The 14,929-nt window shown below is 63.9% G+C and carries 16 protein-coding genes and 1 riboswitch; of the genes, 8 read left to right on the plus strand and 8 right to left on the minus strand.

Annotated features, from left to right (window positions below; genetic code table 11):
* Positions 1-15: 15 nt before the first annotated feature.
* Together groES and C8D77_RS13030 are read right to left on the minus strand one after the other, a co-directional pair.
* A complete protein-coding gene (gene groES / locus C8D77_RS13025) occupies positions 16-312 on the minus strand; it encodes a co-chaperone GroES (protein WP_006203049.1) in 297 nt (98 codons plus the stop codon).
* A 233-nt stretch (positions 313-545) separates the two neighbouring features.
* Positions 546-1,340 (minus strand): class I SAM-dependent methyltransferase, encoded by a 795-nt coding sequence (locus C8D77_RS13030; protein WP_109663056.1) that lies wholly within the window; start codon positions 1,338-1,340, stop codon positions 546-548.
* Positions 1,341-1,410: 70 nt separating this feature from the next.
* Here C8D77_RS13030 and C8D77_RS13035 point away from each other — a divergent pair, with 70 nt between their 5' ends.
* Positions 1,411-2,262, plus strand: a complete 852-nt coding sequence (locus C8D77_RS13035) for an ATP-grasp domain-containing protein (RefSeq protein WP_109663058.1) — start codon at positions 1,411-1,413, stop codon at positions 2,260-2,262.
* A 52-nt stretch (positions 2,263-2,314) separates the two neighbouring features.
* On the opposite strand, the gene C8D77_RS13040 is transcribed toward C8D77_RS13035, so the two are convergent.
* Complete coding sequence (locus C8D77_RS13040) at positions 2,315-2,941, minus strand: TetR/AcrR family transcriptional regulator (protein WP_170136728.1); 627 nt, start codon at positions 2,939-2,941, stop codon at positions 2,315-2,317.
* 125 nt (positions 2,942-3,066) lie between these two features.
* On the opposite strand from C8D77_RS13040, the gene C8D77_RS13045 reads away from it, so the two are divergent.
* Genes C8D77_RS13045 through C8D77_RS13055 form a run of 3 tightly spaced genes read left to right on the plus strand, consistent with a single transcriptional unit; the run spans position 3,067 to position 6,690 of the window.
* Positions 3,067-4,254: an MFS transporter gene (locus tag C8D77_RS13045; RefSeq protein ID WP_109663059.1), complete on the plus strand. Its 1,188-nt coding sequence runs from the start codon at positions 3,067-3,069 to the stop codon at positions 4,252-4,254.
* Positions 4,255-4,267: 13 nt separating this feature from the next.
* A complete protein-coding gene (locus C8D77_RS13050; protein ID WP_109663061.1) occupies positions 4,268-5,548 on the plus strand; it encodes a D-arabinono-1,4-lactone oxidase in 1,281 nt (426 codons plus the stop codon).
* A complete protein-coding gene (locus C8D77_RS13055; RefSeq protein ID WP_109663063.1) occupies positions 5,545-6,690 on the plus strand; it encodes a DSD1 family PLP-dependent enzyme in 1,146 nt (381 codons plus the stop codon). The genes C8D77_RS13050 and C8D77_RS13055 overlap by 4 nt, the downstream gene beginning before the upstream one ends.
* Before the next feature lie 4 nt (positions 6,691-6,694).
* Here C8D77_RS13055 and C8D77_RS13060 read toward each other — a convergent pair whose 3' ends face one another.
* Positions 6,695-7,528: an AraC family transcriptional regulator gene (locus C8D77_RS13060; RefSeq protein WP_109663396.1), complete on the minus strand. Its 834-nt coding sequence runs from the start codon at positions 7,526-7,528 to the stop codon at positions 6,695-6,697.
* A 265-nt stretch (positions 7,529-7,793) separates the two neighbouring features.
* Positions 7,794-8,000, plus strand: a riboswitch (cobalamin riboswitch).
* A gap of 93 nt (positions 8,001-8,093) precedes the next feature.
* Here C8D77_RS13060 and C8D77_RS13065 point away from each other — a divergent pair.
* The 4 genes from C8D77_RS13065 (at position 8,094) to C8D77_RS13080 (ending at position 11,404) form a co-directional block, all read left to right on the plus strand.
* Positions 8,094-8,498, plus strand: coding sequence for a DUF1636 family protein (locus C8D77_RS13065; RefSeq protein WP_245951759.1), 405 nt, complete (start codon positions 8,094-8,096; stop codon positions 8,496-8,498).
* Positions 8,495-9,283 carry an ABC transporter ATP-binding protein gene (locus tag C8D77_RS13070; RefSeq protein ID WP_109663066.1) on the plus strand — a complete coding sequence of 263 codons (789 nt, stop codon included), beginning with the start codon at positions 8,495-8,497 and terminating at the stop codon, positions 9,281-9,283. Before C8D77_RS13065 ends, C8D77_RS13070 begins: the two co-directional genes overlap by 4 nt.
* A gap of 51 nt (positions 9,284-9,334) precedes the next feature.
* On the plus strand, positions 9,335-10,282 hold the full coding sequence (locus tag C8D77_RS13075; protein WP_109663068.1) for an ABC transporter substrate-binding protein: 948 nt from the start codon (positions 9,335-9,337) through the stop codon (positions 10,280-10,282).
* Positions 10,283-10,417: 135 nt separating this feature from the next.
* The gene (locus tag C8D77_RS13080; protein WP_109663070.1) at positions 10,418-11,404 is read left to right on the plus strand and encodes a FecCD family ABC transporter permease; all 987 of its coding nucleotides are present in this window, start codon (positions 10,418-10,420) and stop codon (positions 11,402-11,404) included.
* A 164-nt stretch (positions 11,405-11,568) separates the two neighbouring features.
* Here C8D77_RS13080 and C8D77_RS13085 read toward each other — a convergent pair whose 3' ends face one another.
* Genes C8D77_RS13085 through C8D77_RS13100 form a run of 4 tightly spaced genes read right to left on the minus strand, consistent with a single transcriptional unit; the run spans position 11,569 to position 14,928 of the window.
* Positions 11,569-12,504 (minus strand): phosphatidate cytidylyltransferase, encoded by a 936-nt coding sequence (locus C8D77_RS13085; RefSeq protein WP_109663073.1) that lies wholly within the window; start codon positions 12,502-12,504, stop codon positions 11,569-11,571.
* Positions 12,504-13,166, minus strand: coding sequence for a lysophospholipid acyltransferase family protein (locus C8D77_RS13090; RefSeq protein WP_109663076.1), 663 nt, complete (start codon positions 13,164-13,166; stop codon positions 12,504-12,506). Before C8D77_RS13090 ends, C8D77_RS13085 begins: the two co-directional genes overlap by 1 nt.
* Positions 13,163-13,606: a hypothetical protein gene (locus C8D77_RS13095; protein ID WP_109663079.1), complete on the minus strand. Its 444-nt coding sequence runs from the start codon at positions 13,604-13,606 to the stop codon at positions 13,163-13,165. Before C8D77_RS13095 ends, C8D77_RS13090 begins: the two co-directional genes overlap by 4 nt.
* On the minus strand, positions 13,603-14,928 hold the full coding sequence (locus C8D77_RS13100) for a phosphatase PAP2/dual specificity phosphatase family protein (RefSeq protein ID WP_109663401.1): 1,326 nt from the start codon (positions 14,926-14,928) through the stop codon (positions 13,603-13,605). The genes C8D77_RS13095 and C8D77_RS13100 overlap by 4 nt, the downstream gene beginning before the upstream one ends.
* Position 14,929 lies beyond the last annotated feature (1 nt).

Below are 14,929 nucleotides of genomic sequence, written 5' to 3' on the forward strand. Positions count from 1 at the left end.
CGGTGAGGCCGATAATCAGCCGATGATGCCCATGATGTCGGATTCCTTCATGATCAGAAGGTCTTCGCCATTGAGCTTGACTTCGGTGCCCGACCACTTGCCGAACAGGATGCGGTCGCCAGCCTTGACGTCCAGCGGGACCAGCTTGCCAGCTTCGTCACGAGCGCCGGAGCCGACAGCGATGATCTCGCCTTCCTGCGGCTTTTCCTTTGCCGTATCCGGGATGATGATCCCGCCGGCGGTCTTGGATTCGGATTCGACCCGGCGAACGACCACGCGGTCATGAAGCGGGCGGAACTTCGACTTTGCCATTTTTTCTTCCTCGATGAGAACGGTGAGAAACAGTTCCTCCATCCGGCGGCGCCGGACCTATGGTTAGCACTCACCAATGGAGAGTGCTAACGTGGCGCTGAAATAGGCCGCCGACCTTTGAGAGTCAAGGTGCGCGAAGACTGCGATGCGCGCGAAATTTTTCTCATGCTGCCGCACGATTTCAGAAAGCCTGGGTTGCGCGCGCCCCGGCTTGAAACGCCGTCCTGCTGTCTTCAGTGTCTTGGCGCTCGCAGCACCAACAGCGGGCATCGCTCGGCAAGCCCATAGCTCCCGGTTAAAGCGATGCGGACATCGCCAAAGAACGCTTTCGCCTCGCTCACCAGTGTCGTCGCCGGCGCGAAGCTGTAGATGGCCGGCGAGTTCCGATAGACATCGATGGTGCCGATGGTGGGCAGGTCCCAGCCCGTGCGAGCCGAAAGCTCTTCGCGGTCAGGAAACAACGCATCGAAACTTTCCGCGATCGTCCTGACCGGAATGGCATGGTCGGGCGCATCGCCCGTCGCGGTCATGGCGACGCGCCATTTGAGTTCATGGAAGGTCGAGACACCGCCCGACAGTGCAAACGCCGGCAGCGCCGCCGGGTCTTCCGGTGTTTCCGGACCGGCAAAGAGACGCAGTCCCGCGCGGCCGTCGGTGCGCAGTACGCCAGCGATTGCCGCAAACAGCGCCCGGCGCCCGGTTGAAAGGCCGAGCGCCGACAGGCAGCCGTCGCCGATCACCGCATCGACGCTTGCGTTCGACACCGGCAAGTCGAGCCAGTCGCCGTTGATTGCCTTTCGCAACGCGGTGTCGCCTGGCCAGATACCGGCGATCATGTCGGAAGATTCGTCAACGGCCGTCATCGTCGTCCCGAGCCCGGCGAGTTCCGGCGTCACGCCAAGCAGAACGACGTGCGCCTTCGAAAGGTTGAGCTCGCGCTCATAGGCCTCAACCGCTTCAGCCGGCGGCCGCAACGGTGGTCCGAGCAACTGCCAGTGCCCTCGAATGGCATTCCAATGGTCGGTCATCCACAGCCCCAAGCCGGCATTGTATTTGCAGCTATAATCGAGGACGCTAATGAGACCAAGCGGGGGACGCATGACACGCATCGCGGTTATTACGCATGAGTTCGACAGGTTCGAACGCTGGCGCGGCCCGCTGTTTCGCCGCGGCAGTTCCTATATGCTTTTCGATCTGCTGAAGGAACTGAAGCGACGCGGTCATTCCGTCCGCATAATCGCCGGAACGTCGGCAAAGCCGGAGGCCGACATCGCGGTGCTGCACGTCGATGCGACCGTGACGCCACCCGAATATGTCGAATACGCACGCGCTTTTCCCTTCTGCCTGAACATCGGGGCTGCCGACATCTCCAAACGACGCGTCAGTGGCGCCTTGATCGGCAAGGATGACGACTGGCAAGGGCCAGTCATCGTCAAGAGTAATCTCAACAATCTCGGGGTGCGGGAGCAGGCGCTCAACCGGCGATCGCTGCGTGCCGGAAAGCCGAGGCCGTTTCCCGGCGTCAAGCTTATCGAGGGTTATCGCGTCTATGCATCCCTTTCGGATGTTGCGCCGGCGGTCTTCGACCGCAGCGATCTCGTCGTCGAAAAATTCATTCCTGAGCCGGAGTCGGACGGCTTTGGAGCCCGCTTCTGGATATTCTGCGGCGAGCGCGAGCGCTGCACCCGCCATGTCTCGCCGCAGAGCCTCGTCAAGGGCGACGATACGATCCGTCATGAGCCGGTTCCGGTTCCCGAGGAGCTTCGCGCGCTGAGGCGCCAGCTTGGCTTTGACTACGGAAAGTTCGATTTCGTCATGCATGAGGGCAGGGCGGTGCTGCTTGATGCCAACAAGACACCCGGTGGCGCCCGCAATCTTTCTGCGTTTCTCGCTGCCGGCAATGCCAATCTCGCCGACGGCTTCGAAAGCCTTATCCGCCAGGTTGCATAGCGGGCGTTCTGGTGCTCACGCCGCCCGGGCAGCTTGACGATGATCACCAAGGCTACAAAAACAGCCGCAGCTGCGTGTGGATGATCGAACGGTAATCTTCGATCGTGCGGCGGCTTTCTGCTTCGCCCTCGGCAAGCGCCAGGCGCACCACGCCGCCGGCGAGCTGGAAGATCAGAAGGACAATGCGTTCGAACTGCTCGCGCTTCTCGGGCTCCAGCAGGGCGATGACATGGTCGCAGAACATCTTGGCCTGATGTCGGGTTTCGGCGATGTCGAGGTTCTTGAGCGCCTTGTCGGCCTGGATGGCGTTCTGCAGATCCTGGATGGCCGGATCGCCGGCGACGCGGCTGAGATAGTCGTCAAGCAGCCGGTCTGCTGCCGCGATCACGTCCTTCGCTTCGTGGACATCGGCGATGATCGTCGTCAGCCGTGCGCGGCTGACCTCGGAGAACCGCTCATAGAGCATTGCCAGGATGGCCGATTTGTTGGGAAAATAGTGATAGACGGTGGCGATCGGCCCACCCGCCAGCATGCCGACCTCCTTCATGGTAACGGCGTCGATGCCCTTCTCGCCGATCAGCCGCATGGTCGTCGACAGGATCGCGTCGATGCGCTCGCGGCTGCGTTCCTGCTTGGGCCTGCGCCTGGGCTCGGTCGCCATTCTCTTCACTTCGGTCATGCACCGATCTTTCGCACGGGTTTTTCAAATTCCGGTTGACAAGAAATATGATCAAGTATCAGTTTCTGGAATACTGACAGGTTGTCAGCTTTTTTGCCGCACGGCAAGGACGTTGGGAGGCGCCTTTGACTTCGACAACTACCGGCCACGCAGGCAATGGCGACTGGCTGGTCGGCAATCCGACCGGCGCACAACTTGCCTCGGCCCTGTGGATCGGTTCGGTCGGCCTGCTCATTCTAGGCCTGCAGCCGGTGCTGCTCGGGGCCCTTTACACCGAGGGCCATGTCAGCGGCGATGAACTGGCGCTGGTCGCCACCGCCGAGATGATCGCCATCGCCATCGGTTCGGCTGTCGTGGCGATGTTGCTCTCGGCGCGCAACATGCGCTGGAAAAGTGCCATCCTTCTGCTGCTGCTGGCGCTGGCCAATGTGTGGACGGCCTATGCCGCAAGCGCCGGCACGCTGATTGCGACCCGCGCCTTGGCCGGGCTCGCCGAAGGCGGTCTGGTCGCGGTCGCCACCGAACTGATCGCCCGTTCGCGGCGCGCCGAGCGCATCGGCGGTTATTTCGTCACCATGCAGACGCTGGCGCAATGCGCGCTTGCCCTGTTGCTGGCGCTTTATGTCATTCCGGCCGCCGGGTCGGCGGGCGGCTTCATCGTTCTCGCCGTCGTCTGCGTCGTGTCGCTGGCGGTCGCCTTCACCGTACCCGGTGACTATGCCGACCTGCCCAAGGAAGAGAATCTGGCCAATGTGCTGACGGTTCCTTCGATGACCGCGCTGTTGTCGGTCTTTTGCTACTTCATGTTCTTCGGCGCGGTCTGGGCCTTTCTGGAGCCGCTTGGCGCCCAATACGGCATCGATGGGCGCACTGTCGGCCTGATCGTGTCGGCCAGCCTGGCGGTGCAGGTCCTGGGTGCGATGACGGCCACCGTGTTCGAAGCGCGCATCGATTATCGCGCTGCCATCGCCACGATCGGTGTCGTGGCGCTGGTCTGCTCCCTGGTTCTGGCCAGTGGGCCTGGCCTCACCACATTCTGGATGGCCGCCCTGGTCATGGGCTTCATCCTGTTGTTCATCGTGCCCTACCAGATCCGGCTGGCGATCACCGCCGACGAGACGCGCACCGCCGTGCTGCTGGTGCCGGCAGCCCAGCTGTTCGGCCTGGCGATCGGGCCGATCGCGGCGTCGCTGCTCATCGACGGCAAGGATTTCCGGCCGGTGCCGGAATTTGCCGCCGCCAGTGCCGTTGCCAGCGTCGCGCTGCTTGGTCTGTTCGTCCTGGTGTCGCGGCGTCGCCGCGCCGTTGCCTGAGCGGGGGAGCGCCATGTCGAACCGTTGGAGCAACTGGTCGGGCTTGGTCACTGCTGAACCGAAGCTGATCGCCAGCCCCACTGACGCCGGCGAGCTTGGCGATCTCATTCGTACCGCACCCGGCCCGGTCCGCGTCGCCGGCGCCGGTCATTCCTTCACCCCGCTGGTAGAATCCGAGGGCACGATCCTGTCCCTGGAGAGACTGGAAGGGCTGGTCTCGCATGACGCGCAAAAACATCAGGCGCGGGTGCGGGCAGGGACCCGGCTTGGCCCGCTCATGCACATCCTGCAAGGCATTGGCCAGGGCCTGCCCAACATGGGCGACATCGACCGTCAGGCGATCGGCGGCGCGCTGGGCACCGCCACGCATGGCTCGGGACCGACGCTCGGCGCCTATCACGCGCAGCTGGAGACGGTGCAGATCGTCGACGGGCTTGGCAAGGTCCGCGATTTCAAGCGGGGAGGGGATCAGGACATGATCCATGCCATCGGCGTCGCACTCGGCGCCTTCGGCGTGCTCAGCGAAGTGACGCTGAACAACATTGCGACTTACCGGCTGCGCCGCCGCAAATGGGTGCTGCCGATCGCCGACATGCTGCGCGATTTCGAGGCGATGATGGCCGCGCATCGCTCGGCCGAATTCTACTACATTCCGTTTTCCGGTTATGCGCAGTTCATCGCCAGCGATCTCAGCGACGCAGCACCGACCCCGCGACCTCCGGAAGCGGATGAGGCTGGGTTGAGGACGCTGCGCCGGCTGCGCACCGGGCTTGTCTGGCTGCCATCGCTGCGCCGCCGATTGATCCTGGGCGCCATCGCCAAATTGCCGGCCGAGGACTACGTGCAGGACTGGCTCAATGTCTATGCCAGCGACAGGCAGACCAAGTTCAACGAGATGGAATATCATCTGCCGTTCGAGGAGGGGCCGAAGGCGCTGGCCGAGGTCATCGAACTGACCGAGAAGCGCTTTCCCGAGGTGTATTTCCCGATGGAGGTGCGCTCGGTCGCACCGGATCAATTCTGGCTCTCGCCCTTCTACAACAGGCTGAGCTGCTCGATCGCCATCCACCATGACGCGGCGAACGATCCGCTGCCGTTCATGCGGGCGGCCGAGCCGATCTTCCGCAAATACGGCGGCAGGCCGCATTGGGGCAAGATGCACAGCCTGAAAGCGGCGGATCTGAAAAAGCTCTACCCGCGCTGGGACGATGCCATGGCGGTGCGCCGCGACATCGATCCGGAAAACCGCTTCGTCTCGCCCTACATTGCCGGCCTGTTCGGCATCGAGAAATGAGCGCCTATTTTTCCACCCTGTCGGATGCGCTGAAGCAAGCCGGCATCTTCCAGCCCTGCCTGCTGCTCGATCGCGACCGGCTGGACGGCAACATCGCCTTGGTAAAGGAGAGACTGGATCCCGGCCTTGCCGTGCGATTGGTCGACAAATCGCTCGCCTGCCTGCCGCTGCTTGCGCATATCGGCAAGGCGCTTGGCACCAATCACGTCATGACCTTCCATCCGCCGATCACGCAAGCCGTGTTGAAGGCGTTTCCGGATGCCGATCTGCTGTATGGCAAGCCGATGCCTGTCGATGCGGCAAGGGCGGCACTGGCGAAAGGTGGCGCCGATTGGTCGCGTGTCTGCTGGCTGATCGACAGCGAGGAGCGGCTGGCGGAATATGGCGCGCTCGCTGCCGAACTCGACATCGAACTGCGCATTGCCTTCGAGATCGATGTTGGGCTGCATCGCGGCGGCTTTGCCGATCCCGAAGCCTTGTCGAAGGCGTTGAGCGCTTTGCCATCCCACAAACGGCTGCATTGCGAAGGCGTCATGGCCTACGAGGCGCATGCGCCGCTTATTCCGGGTCTGTTCGGCGGGCCGGCGAAAGCCTTGGCAAAGGCGTCGGCGCAGGCCAAGGCGTTCGTCGCTCGTCTCGGCGCCGACCAGCGCCGCATCCTGAACATCGGCGGCAGCAAGACCGCGCTGCTTCATCATGGCGGCGTCGCCAATGAAGTGTCGATGGGCTCGGCCTTCGTGCTGCCCAGCGACTTCGATACATCAGGTCTCGACGGCTTCCAGCCAGCGGCCTTCATCGCGACGCCGATGCTGAAAGTGGTCGAGCCGATGCTGCCCGGCCCGCCGGTCATCACTCGCCTGCTGCAGGCGCTCGGCCGGTTTCCCCGCAAGGGCTGCTATCTCTATGGCGGCAAGTGGATGGCCGAGCCGGTGTTCCCCAAAGGCATGATGACGAACGGCCTGCTTGGCCTGTCCTCGAACCAGCAATTCATGGGCCTGCCGGCCGTTGCTACCGCAAGGCCAGGCGACTACGCCTTCCTGCGCCCGACGCAGAGCGAGGCCGTGCTGCAGCAGTTTGGATCGATCGCGGTGTTTTCCGGCGGCAGGATAGTCGATCGCTGGCCGGCGCTGCCAATGGCATGATCGCCTACGCCTTGACCGGCACCCAGATCTCCAACCCGCCATTGCCGCTGTGGGCATCGAATTCGGGACCATAGCGCTCGAATTCCGGTGCATCTGCGATGTCATGACCGGAGGCGGGTAGCCAGCTGTTCCAGATCGTGTTGATCGTGCGGCGGATTGTCGAGATGTGCTCCCGATGCGAGAACACCGCGTATTTCTGCGCCGGCACCCTCACCCGGTAGAACTCCTTCGGCAAGTCCGCAAAATCGGACACTTCGACGCCGACCACATAGTCGAAATTGCCCGCGTCGTCGCCGTTGAGGCAGACGCCGTAGAAAACGCCGGCGATCTCGCCGGGGATGTTGCCGATATAGGGACTGAAGCGCTGCCACTGCATCGGAATGCCGGCGCTGCTCTCGCAACTGTAGCGTTCGCCAAAGCCACCGATAAGGAAGGGCCGGCTGGTCTCGAAGCGCGGCGGTTCGAGTGTGCTGAGCAGGGAATGGTCCATCAGGATTGGCTCCACAAGGTCGAGGGTCTTAGTCGTGCCTTGCGCGCGCACCAGTTCCGGCGTGGTGCCGAACTGGTCGCGGAAGGCACGGGTGAACGCCTCATGCGAGTTGTAGCCGGCATCGAGCGCAACGCTGAGGATGTCGGGCGCCCCGCCGGCCAGCTTGCGCGCCGCTTCGGTCAGCCGGCGCGAGCGCATGTAGCCCATCACCGAGCGGCCGGTGGCAGCGCCGAAAGCCCGCGTCACATGAAAACGCGACACGCCGCTGCTTTGGGCGACATCGTCGAGCGAGATCGCTTCCGGCAGATGGCTCTCGACGAACCACAGCGCTTTCTCGGTCGGGTTCATTTTTCTTCTCGCATTGGCCAGATCATGATGCCGTTCCCTGGCGCGGCCAGTTTGATCGAAATTGCGCATCCGGCGCAATCCGCGCCAATCCCGTCGCAGTTCGCGCACCGATATGGCCCAGCACGTCAAGCGCTTCGCTTGACAGCGCCAGGCGACACTTTATAGAACGTTATATTATTACACACCGCGAGCGTGCAATGTCTGCCTCCCTCACGTGGCCCATCACTCCATCCGAGAAATCCGTTGCGATGCGATCGGCGCAAAACTACGCTGAGGCGGTGATGGTCCCCGAGTCGAAAGGCGAGGGGTGAAAAGGGAACGCGGTGAGATCCCCAGGGATCGAGGCCGTGGCTGCCCCCGCAACTGTAAGCGGCGAGCAAAATCCATGAATGCCACTGGCCGGCAAGGCTGGGAAGGCTGGATGGCGCAACGACCCGCGAGCCAGGAGACCTGCCATCAGCATGAGTTGACCGGACGGGGTGTGCCGGGAGGAAACGCGAATCTCGGTCTTGTCGGCCGGCTCGCCAGCTTCCTTCCGTCGCCAGTTTTGGAAAGTGACGGAAAGTTGGACGGCTCCATCGATCCCATCCATCGCATCATCGTGTGCACGCTTTGCCGTGACCTTGTGACCGGGGTCAGGTCCGGGGAAGACCTTTGCACCGATTTGCGCTCCCGGCTTTCGGCCCAGCATGAGCCGGCCGTTGCGCGCGGCTTCGCGGTCGAAGGCGTGGCCTGCATGGCGGGCTGCTCGCGGCCGCTGACCGTCGCGTTTCAGGCACACGGTAAAGCTGCCTATCTCTTCGGCTCCATCGACGCGCGCGCCGATGTCGGCGACCTCGTGCGATTCGCCAGACTCTACGCGTCGCTCGCCGATGGCTGGTGCAGTTCCGGTCAGCGTCCGGCGGGATTGGCCGGCAAGACGCTGGCCCGCATTCCCGGTTCGGGCAATCCGGCGGGCGGCAGCCGATGACCGCAGCGCTCCTCGAAGCCCATGACCTCTGCGCCATGGCGAATGGGCGGGATCTGGTTCAGGCGGTCAGCCTGTCGGTGGCCGCTGGCGACCGCCTTGCCATCATCGGTCCCAATGGCGCCGGCAAGACGACGCTGCTGCGCATGCTGTCGGGCATGCTGCGGCCGAGTTCCGGCGAGGTGAAGCTCACTGGGCGCCGGCTGGACAGGATTTCGGCCGCCGAGCGGGCACTGCATATGGCCGTTGTCGGCCAGACCGACCAGCCCGATCCGCGGCTGGCGGTGATCGACTATGTCGAGCTTGGCCGGGTCCCGCACGCCGGGCTGAGACGCAGGAGCGAGGAACGCGATATTGTCGTCGATGCGCTGCGCCGGGCCGGCCTGCTGCCGCTGCTTGGCCGCACCATCGGCTCGCTGTCGGGCGGCGAGCGCCAGCGTGCCCAACTGGCCCGCGCCATCGCCCAGCAGCCAAAGATCCTGTTCCTTGATGAGCCGACCAACCATCTCGATCCGCGCGCCCGCGGCGAACTGCTCGAACTCGTGGCCGGCCTTAGCATGACCGTGATCGCGGTGCTGCACGATCTGGCGCTGGTCGCGCCGTTCGCCACCAAGGTGGCGGTGATGAACCACGCGCGTCTGCAAGCGCTCGCCGCGCCGCGCGAAGCGCTGACCCAAAAACTGATCCGCGAGATTTTCGGCATCGATGTTCTGCGTCTGCGCCATCCGACCGAAGACCGCGAACTGACGGTGTTCGAAGTGCCAAACCGTGCCGCGCCGCCGTCCTGATTGAAGCCATTCCGTATTCGACCCATCCCATCCACAAAGGAGCAACACCCCGTGAAACGCCTTGCCTTTTCGCTTGCCTTCTCGCTGCTGGCCTCGACAGCCCTGGCCTTCCCCGTGACCGTCGACAGCTGCGGCAAACCGCTGACCTTCGATGCCGCACCGAAGCGCGCCGTGATCCATGATCTCAACATGGCCGAGATGGCTTTCGCGCTGAAACTGCAGCCGTCGATCGTCGGCCTGACCGGCATCACCGGATGGTACAAGGTCGGTCCCGAGTTCAAGGCCGAGCAGGGCTCGATCCCGGAACTGGCGCCGAAATACCCGACACTCGAAAACCTCGTCGCCGTCGAGCCCGATTTCTTCTTCGCCGGCTGGTACTACGGCATGAAGCCGGGCGGCGAAGTGACACCCGATACGCTTGCCCCGCACGGCATCAAGACGCTGGTGCTGACGGAAAGCTGCGTTCATCTCGACAAGAACCGCCCGGCCGCCTCGATGGACCTGCTCTATGGCGACGTCGAAAAGCTGGGCAAGATCTTTGGCAAGGAGGCCGAGGCTGAAAAGCTCGTTTCGGGCTGGAAGACGCAGCTCGCCGATATCACCGCCAAGGTCGGCGACCGCAAAGGGACCCGGGTGTTCCTCTATGATTCCGGCGAGGACAAGCCGTTTACCGCAGGCAAGTTCGCCATCCCCAGCGCAATGATATCAGCCGCCGGCGGCGACAACATCATGGCCGACATGGACACCAGCTGGGGCAACACGGACTGGGAAACGGTGGCGTCGCGCAATCCGCAATTCCTCATCCTGCTCGATTACCAGGACGGTGGCGGCTACAGGAAGCTGCTCGATTTCCTGAAGGCGCATCCGGCCATGAAAGAGACGGACGCGGTCAAGAACGAGCGCTTCGTCGCCCTGCGCTATGCCGAGCTGGCGCCGGGACCCGCCAACATCGAAGCGATCGACAAGATCGCAAAGGCGATGCATCCGGAAGCGTTCTGATGCATGTCGCCCAAAAGTGCGCAGCGGTTTTGGGGCAACGACATGCATGAACAAAAGATCCTGGAAGTGCGTCGCATGAGTCCTGATAGACGCGACGCATTTCCAGGCTTGCGGCACAGGGCATTCGCACTGGCCATGATGGTAGGATCCGCGGCGATCGCCGCTCTCGCCCTGCTGTCGATTGCCTATGGTTCGACGCTGATCCCGTTGACCGACGTCGTTGCCGCGCTTGGTCGTGCAATCGGCTTCAGTGGGCACGACGTGGCCGGGCCGGTCGGCAAGATCGTCGTCGATCTGCGGCTGCCGCGCAGCATCCTGGCCATCTGCGTCGGCGCCGGCCTCGGCGTCGTCGGTGCGCTGCTGCAGACGGTGACCCGCAACGATCTTGCCGATCCGTTCCTGTTCGGCCTGTCGTCGGGCGCCGCCGCGGGTGCGGTTTCCGTCATCACCGTCTTCGGCGACAGTTTTGGCATCTGGACGTTGCCGGTCGCGGCCTTCGCCGGCGGCATACTGGCTGCCGGTGTCGTCCTGCTGCTGGTCGCGCGGGTGAGGGGGCAAGGCCCTGAGCGGTTGATCCTCGCCGGCCTTGCCGTCTCGTTCCTATTCACCGCCTTGACCAACTATCTGGTCTTTGCCGGCGACCAGCGCGCCGCCCACTCCGTGCTGTTCTGGACGATGGGCGGCCTTGGCCTGGCGCGCTGGGACAATATCTGGGTCGGCGCACTGGGTGCGGGCACCATTCTGGCCTACGCGCTATGGAACCACCGCCGGCTCGACGCTTTCCTGGCCGGCGAAAATGCCGCCGAAAGCCTTGGTGTGCCGGTGGCGCGGATGCGCAGGATGACCTTTCTCGTCGCCGCCTTCTCGACGGCGATCCTGGTCTCTGTCGCGGGCGTCATCGGCTTCGTCGGGCTGATGATCCCGCATCTGTCGCGGCCGCTGGCGGGTCCCTTGCATCTGCGCCTGGTTGCCAGCTGTGCCGTCTTCGGCGCGGTGCTGTTGCTGGCCAGCGATCTTCTGGCCCGAACGCTGTTGCCGCCGCAGGAACTGCCGATCGGCATCATCACCAGCTCGGTCGGCGCGTTCTTCGTCGTCACCATGCTCATCCGCAACCGGCTCTGACGGGCAAGAGTTCGCCAGCTCCGAGCCTGTTTCGAAAGTCGCTCTGGCGAGTCATATGGTGGTGGTTTCGAGAACCGGAGCGGAGCGTACATTGAGTACGTGAGCACCGGAAGCGCAGAAAACGCCTCCAGATGGCCGCCGGAGTAGAGTTTCCAAACAGGCTCTCAGACCGTCCAGAAATAGCGCACAATGTGAAAGAACACCGGCGCGGCGAAGACCAAGCTATCGGTGCGGTCCATCATGCCGCCATGGCCTTCGATCAGGTGGCCCCAGTCCTTGACGCCCTGGTCGCGCTTGATGGCCGAGGCGACCAGCCCGCCCAGAAATCCCATCGAGCAGGCGACGAACGCCACGGCCGCCGCCTGCAGCGGCGAGAAGGGCGTCACGAACGACAACAGCGCGCCGAGCAGGCTCGCCGACACCAGTCCGCCGATCAGGCCTTCCCAGGTTTTCGACGGCGAGACGTTCGGCGAAAAACGGTGTTTTCCAAACAGCTTGCCGAAGATGTATTGCAGCACGTCGCTGCCTTGCACGACGATGATCAGGAAGGCGATCAGCAACAGGGTGCGGCCTTCGAAGCCCGGCACGTTGAGTGTCAGCAGGGCAGGGACATGGCTGACACAATAGACCGAGATCATCACCGCCCATTGCTGCGCGGCGATCCGCTCGAGGAAGCGTTCCGTGTCGCCATGCAGCGCCGTGATGGCCGGCATCAGCAGGAAGCAGTAGACCGGAATGAAGATGACGAAGAGCCCGTACCAGGCGGTCCACACCAGCCAGTATTGAAACGGTATGATGATGCCGAACATGCCAAGCAGCACCCAATGGTCGCTGCGGCGGGTGTGCGTGAGCGTCACGAATTCGCGCAGCGCGGCGAAGGAGATCAGCGCGAACAGGATGGTCATGCCGTAGCGGCCGAAGAAGAAGGCGACCGTCATCAGCGCCACCATCACCCACCAGGCGTTGATGCGCTGGGTGAGATTGACCAGGGTCGAGCTGAGCGGCTTCGGCGCCCGCGCCGAAAGGATAGCGGCGACAACGCTTGCGGTGGTCAAAACCGCCAGCAGGCCGATGATCAGGATGGAGATCTCGTGGCGCATCAATCGTCTCGCTCGGGACGCGGGTTGAGCGCCAGAAGCGTGGCGTGAGCGCGCTCGAGAAAGGCGCGGCGTTCCTCGCCCGGGCCAACCGCGACCGGCGCGCCGAAGACGACGCGGCACAGCAGCGGTACCGGCAGGAACTGGCCCTTGGGCAGCACGCGCGACATGTTCTCGATCCAGCACGGGATCAGTTCGACCTCAGGCCGCGCCATCGATAGGTTGTAGAGGCCGGAGCGGAAGGCCAGCAGCGGCTCCTCGGTCATGTTGCGGGTGCCCTCGGGAAACAGGATCAGCGAATGGCCCTGGTCGAGAACCGAGAGCATGATCTCGATCGGGTTTTCCTCGGGCTTCGTCCATTGCCGGTTGATGAGCACGGACGACAGCATGTCCTGCGCGATGAAGCGGCGCAGCCGCGACTTTCCCCAGTATTCGCCGGCAGCCACCGCATGGGTGATCGCGCGCTCCTTTTCGCTGAGGCAGGCCGACAGCAAGATGAAGTCGCCATGGCTGGTGTGATTGGCGAAATAGATGCGCTGCCGGTCGGACGGCAGGCTGCCGTTCCAGATCGGACGCACCCCGGTCACCATCCAGGCCAGCGCCGAGAGGCCGACGGAGGTTACCGTCTGCAGCAAGGTGAAGGTCTTGAGCGAAAGCTTGTTCATCGCGGCGCCCAAAACCCCGCCGCCAGAAGCGCTGCGGCAAACAGGGCCAAGGCGGCGCGCTGCTTGAACAGCAAGCGGCTTGTGCCGGCCATGCGGTCGTCGAGCGAGCGTGTCGTGGACGGGGAGGGTTTTAGCCGCATGCGCGCCAATATGTCATCCACCGCCGCACCGCCGGAAGCCTCGTCCTTGTGGCTGGCCATCAGCCGGAACAGCAGCGCATCGAACACCAGCAACGCCGACAACACGAGCACGACAACCGCGATCGCGGCTGAGACCGACAATGGGATGGCCGCGCGTAGGCTCCCGAAGGCGCCGCGCGGCGAAGCAGTCAAGGGCGTAAGGATATTGGCGGCCACCACAATTGCCGCCGGCCATGCGGCCTGCCGCATCAGCATGCGGGCGAAACGACCGGCGCGTTCCTGGTAGGCATTGCCGGTCATGACGCTGCCCGCTCCGCAGCCTCGGCAAGATGAACCGGCCGGCCGGTCGTCATCAGCATCTCGCGGGCAAGCGCCGGCGTCCTGGCTCTGCCGGTCGCCACCAGCCATTCGGCAACAACGCCAGCGCTGCGCTGGAAGCCGAGCGCGCAGCACACCAACACGGGGCCGTCGCGGCGCGCACTCTCCAGCGCGCTGGCTGCCTGTTGCCGCATCGCCACTGGCGGCGGCAACAGGTCGATCATCGGAAAGCTGATCCAGCGGCAATCGGCTCGCGCCGGCTTTTCAAGTTCAGCGGCGAGGTCGATGACCGTGCCGAAGCTGTTGGCTTCGCGTGCTGTGGGAAAGCGCCCGAGAAAGACGCCATCGGCAACCGCCACCTGAGGAGCAAGACTGCGCGTCCAGGCCCATATGTTTGCCCGAGCGCCGAGGCGGTAAGGCAAGAGCAGGATACGGCTTGCAAGCGTGATGCTGCCATCGGCGGATTTCTGGAACACCTTTGCGCCGGCCCCGGCATAGGCGAAGGCGACGATTGCCAGCGCCAGCGCCGGCCAAAGCAGGAACAGCGCGACGGCACAAAACAAGGCGCCGAGCGCGGCACCCGCCAGCGCAAGGGCGGCGCCCAGCGCATAGAACAGCGCCAGACGCCGCGCTTTCGCGTCGCTGGTCAGCCGGAAGCCTGAAAACGGCAACGCACCGCTGCGCGGAAACAGCCACAGCGCAAAGAACCCGAGCAGCGCGCCGGTCGGGATATCGATGAAGTGATGCTGCCAGGTCGTCAGCACCGAGGCGCCGATCAGAAAGCACCAGCCATGCCAGAGCGGCAGGAGCAATCCGCTGAGCCGGTGGCGCCAATGATCCCAGATGATCACCAAAAGGGCGATGTGCAGCGAGGGCGCCTGGTTGAACGGCTTGTCGAAACCGCCGAGCACGGCAAACAGGAAGCCGGGCAGGCCGGTCGTCGCGGGCCGCACGAATGTCGCGGTCAGCGGGAACAGGATGAAGCAGGCAACGGCGACGACCTGCGCGGTGAGATAGCGCCCGGCCAGGCGGTCGACCCCTTGCCTGTTGCCGTTGAGTAGCAGCGACAGGCCGTAGAACAGGTTGATCGACCAGTAGGGCACGATGGTCCAGGCCATGAAGGGGATGCCGTGTTCCCAGGAGAACACGATGCTGCCGACGTCGTCGCGCCGCGACGCTAGCCAGTTGGCGAAGCCGTAGCTGAGGTAGAAGAACGGCGCCAGGAAGGCCAGCCAAAGAGCTGCCCTGACGACCACCCGTCCGTAGGGTTCGGCGCGCGCTGTGGATGCAAGCGATGACACCATG

This window comes from Mesorhizobium loti (assembly GCF_003148495.1).
GTDB lineage: Bacteria > Pseudomonadota > Alphaproteobacteria > Rhizobiales > Rhizobiaceae > Mesorhizobium > Mesorhizobium loti.

Excerpts from the sequence above, each read along its gene's own strand:
- C8D77_RS13055 (WP_109663063.1), top strand. The coding sequence starts at position 5,545 with ATGAGCGCCTATTTTTCCACCCTGTCGGATGCGCTGAAGCAAGCCGGC.
- C8D77_RS13050 (WP_109663061.1), top strand. The coding sequence starts at position 4,268 with ATGTCGAACCGTTGGAGCAACTGGTCGGGCTTGGTCACTGCTGAACCG.
- C8D77_RS13090 (WP_109663076.1), bottom strand. The coding sequence starts at position 13,166 with ATGAACAAGCTTTCGCTCAAGACCTTCACCTTGCTGCAGACGGTAACC.
- C8D77_RS13100 (WP_109663401.1), bottom strand. The coding sequence starts at position 14,928 with ATGGTGTCATCGCTTGCATCCACAGCGCGCGCCGAACCCTACGGACGG.
- C8D77_RS13035 (WP_109663058.1), top strand. The coding sequence starts at position 1,411 with ATGACACGCATCGCGGTTATTACGCATGAGTTCGACAGGTTCGAACGC.
- C8D77_RS13030 (WP_109663056.1), bottom strand. The coding sequence starts at position 1,340 with ATGACCGACCATTGGAATGCCATTCGAGGGCACTGGCAGTTGCTCGGA.
- C8D77_RS13085 (WP_109663073.1), bottom strand. The coding sequence starts at position 12,504 with ATGCGCCACGAGATCTCCATCCTGATCATCGGCCTGCTGGCGGTTTTG.
- groES (WP_006203049.1), bottom strand. The coding sequence starts at position 312 with ATGGCAAAGTCGAAGTTCCGCCCGCTTCATGACCGCGTGGTCGTTCGC.
- C8D77_RS13040 (WP_170136728.1), bottom strand. The coding sequence starts at position 2,941 with ATGACCGAAGTGAAGAGAATGGCGACCGAGCCCAGGCGCAGGCCCAAG.
- C8D77_RS13080 (WP_109663070.1), top strand. The coding sequence starts at position 10,418 with ATGATGGTAGGATCCGCGGCGATCGCCGCTCTCGCCCTGCTGTCGATT.
- C8D77_RS13070 (WP_109663066.1), top strand. The coding sequence starts at position 8,495 with ATGACCGCAGCGCTCCTCGAAGCCCATGACCTCTGCGCCATGGCGAAT.
- C8D77_RS13095 (WP_109663079.1), bottom strand. The coding sequence starts at position 13,606 with ATGACCGGCAATGCCTACCAGGAACGCGCCGGTCGTTTCGCCCGCATG.
- C8D77_RS13060 (WP_109663396.1), bottom strand. The coding sequence starts at position 7,528 with ATGAACCCGACCGAGAAAGCGCTGTGGTTCGTCGAGAGCCATCTGCCG.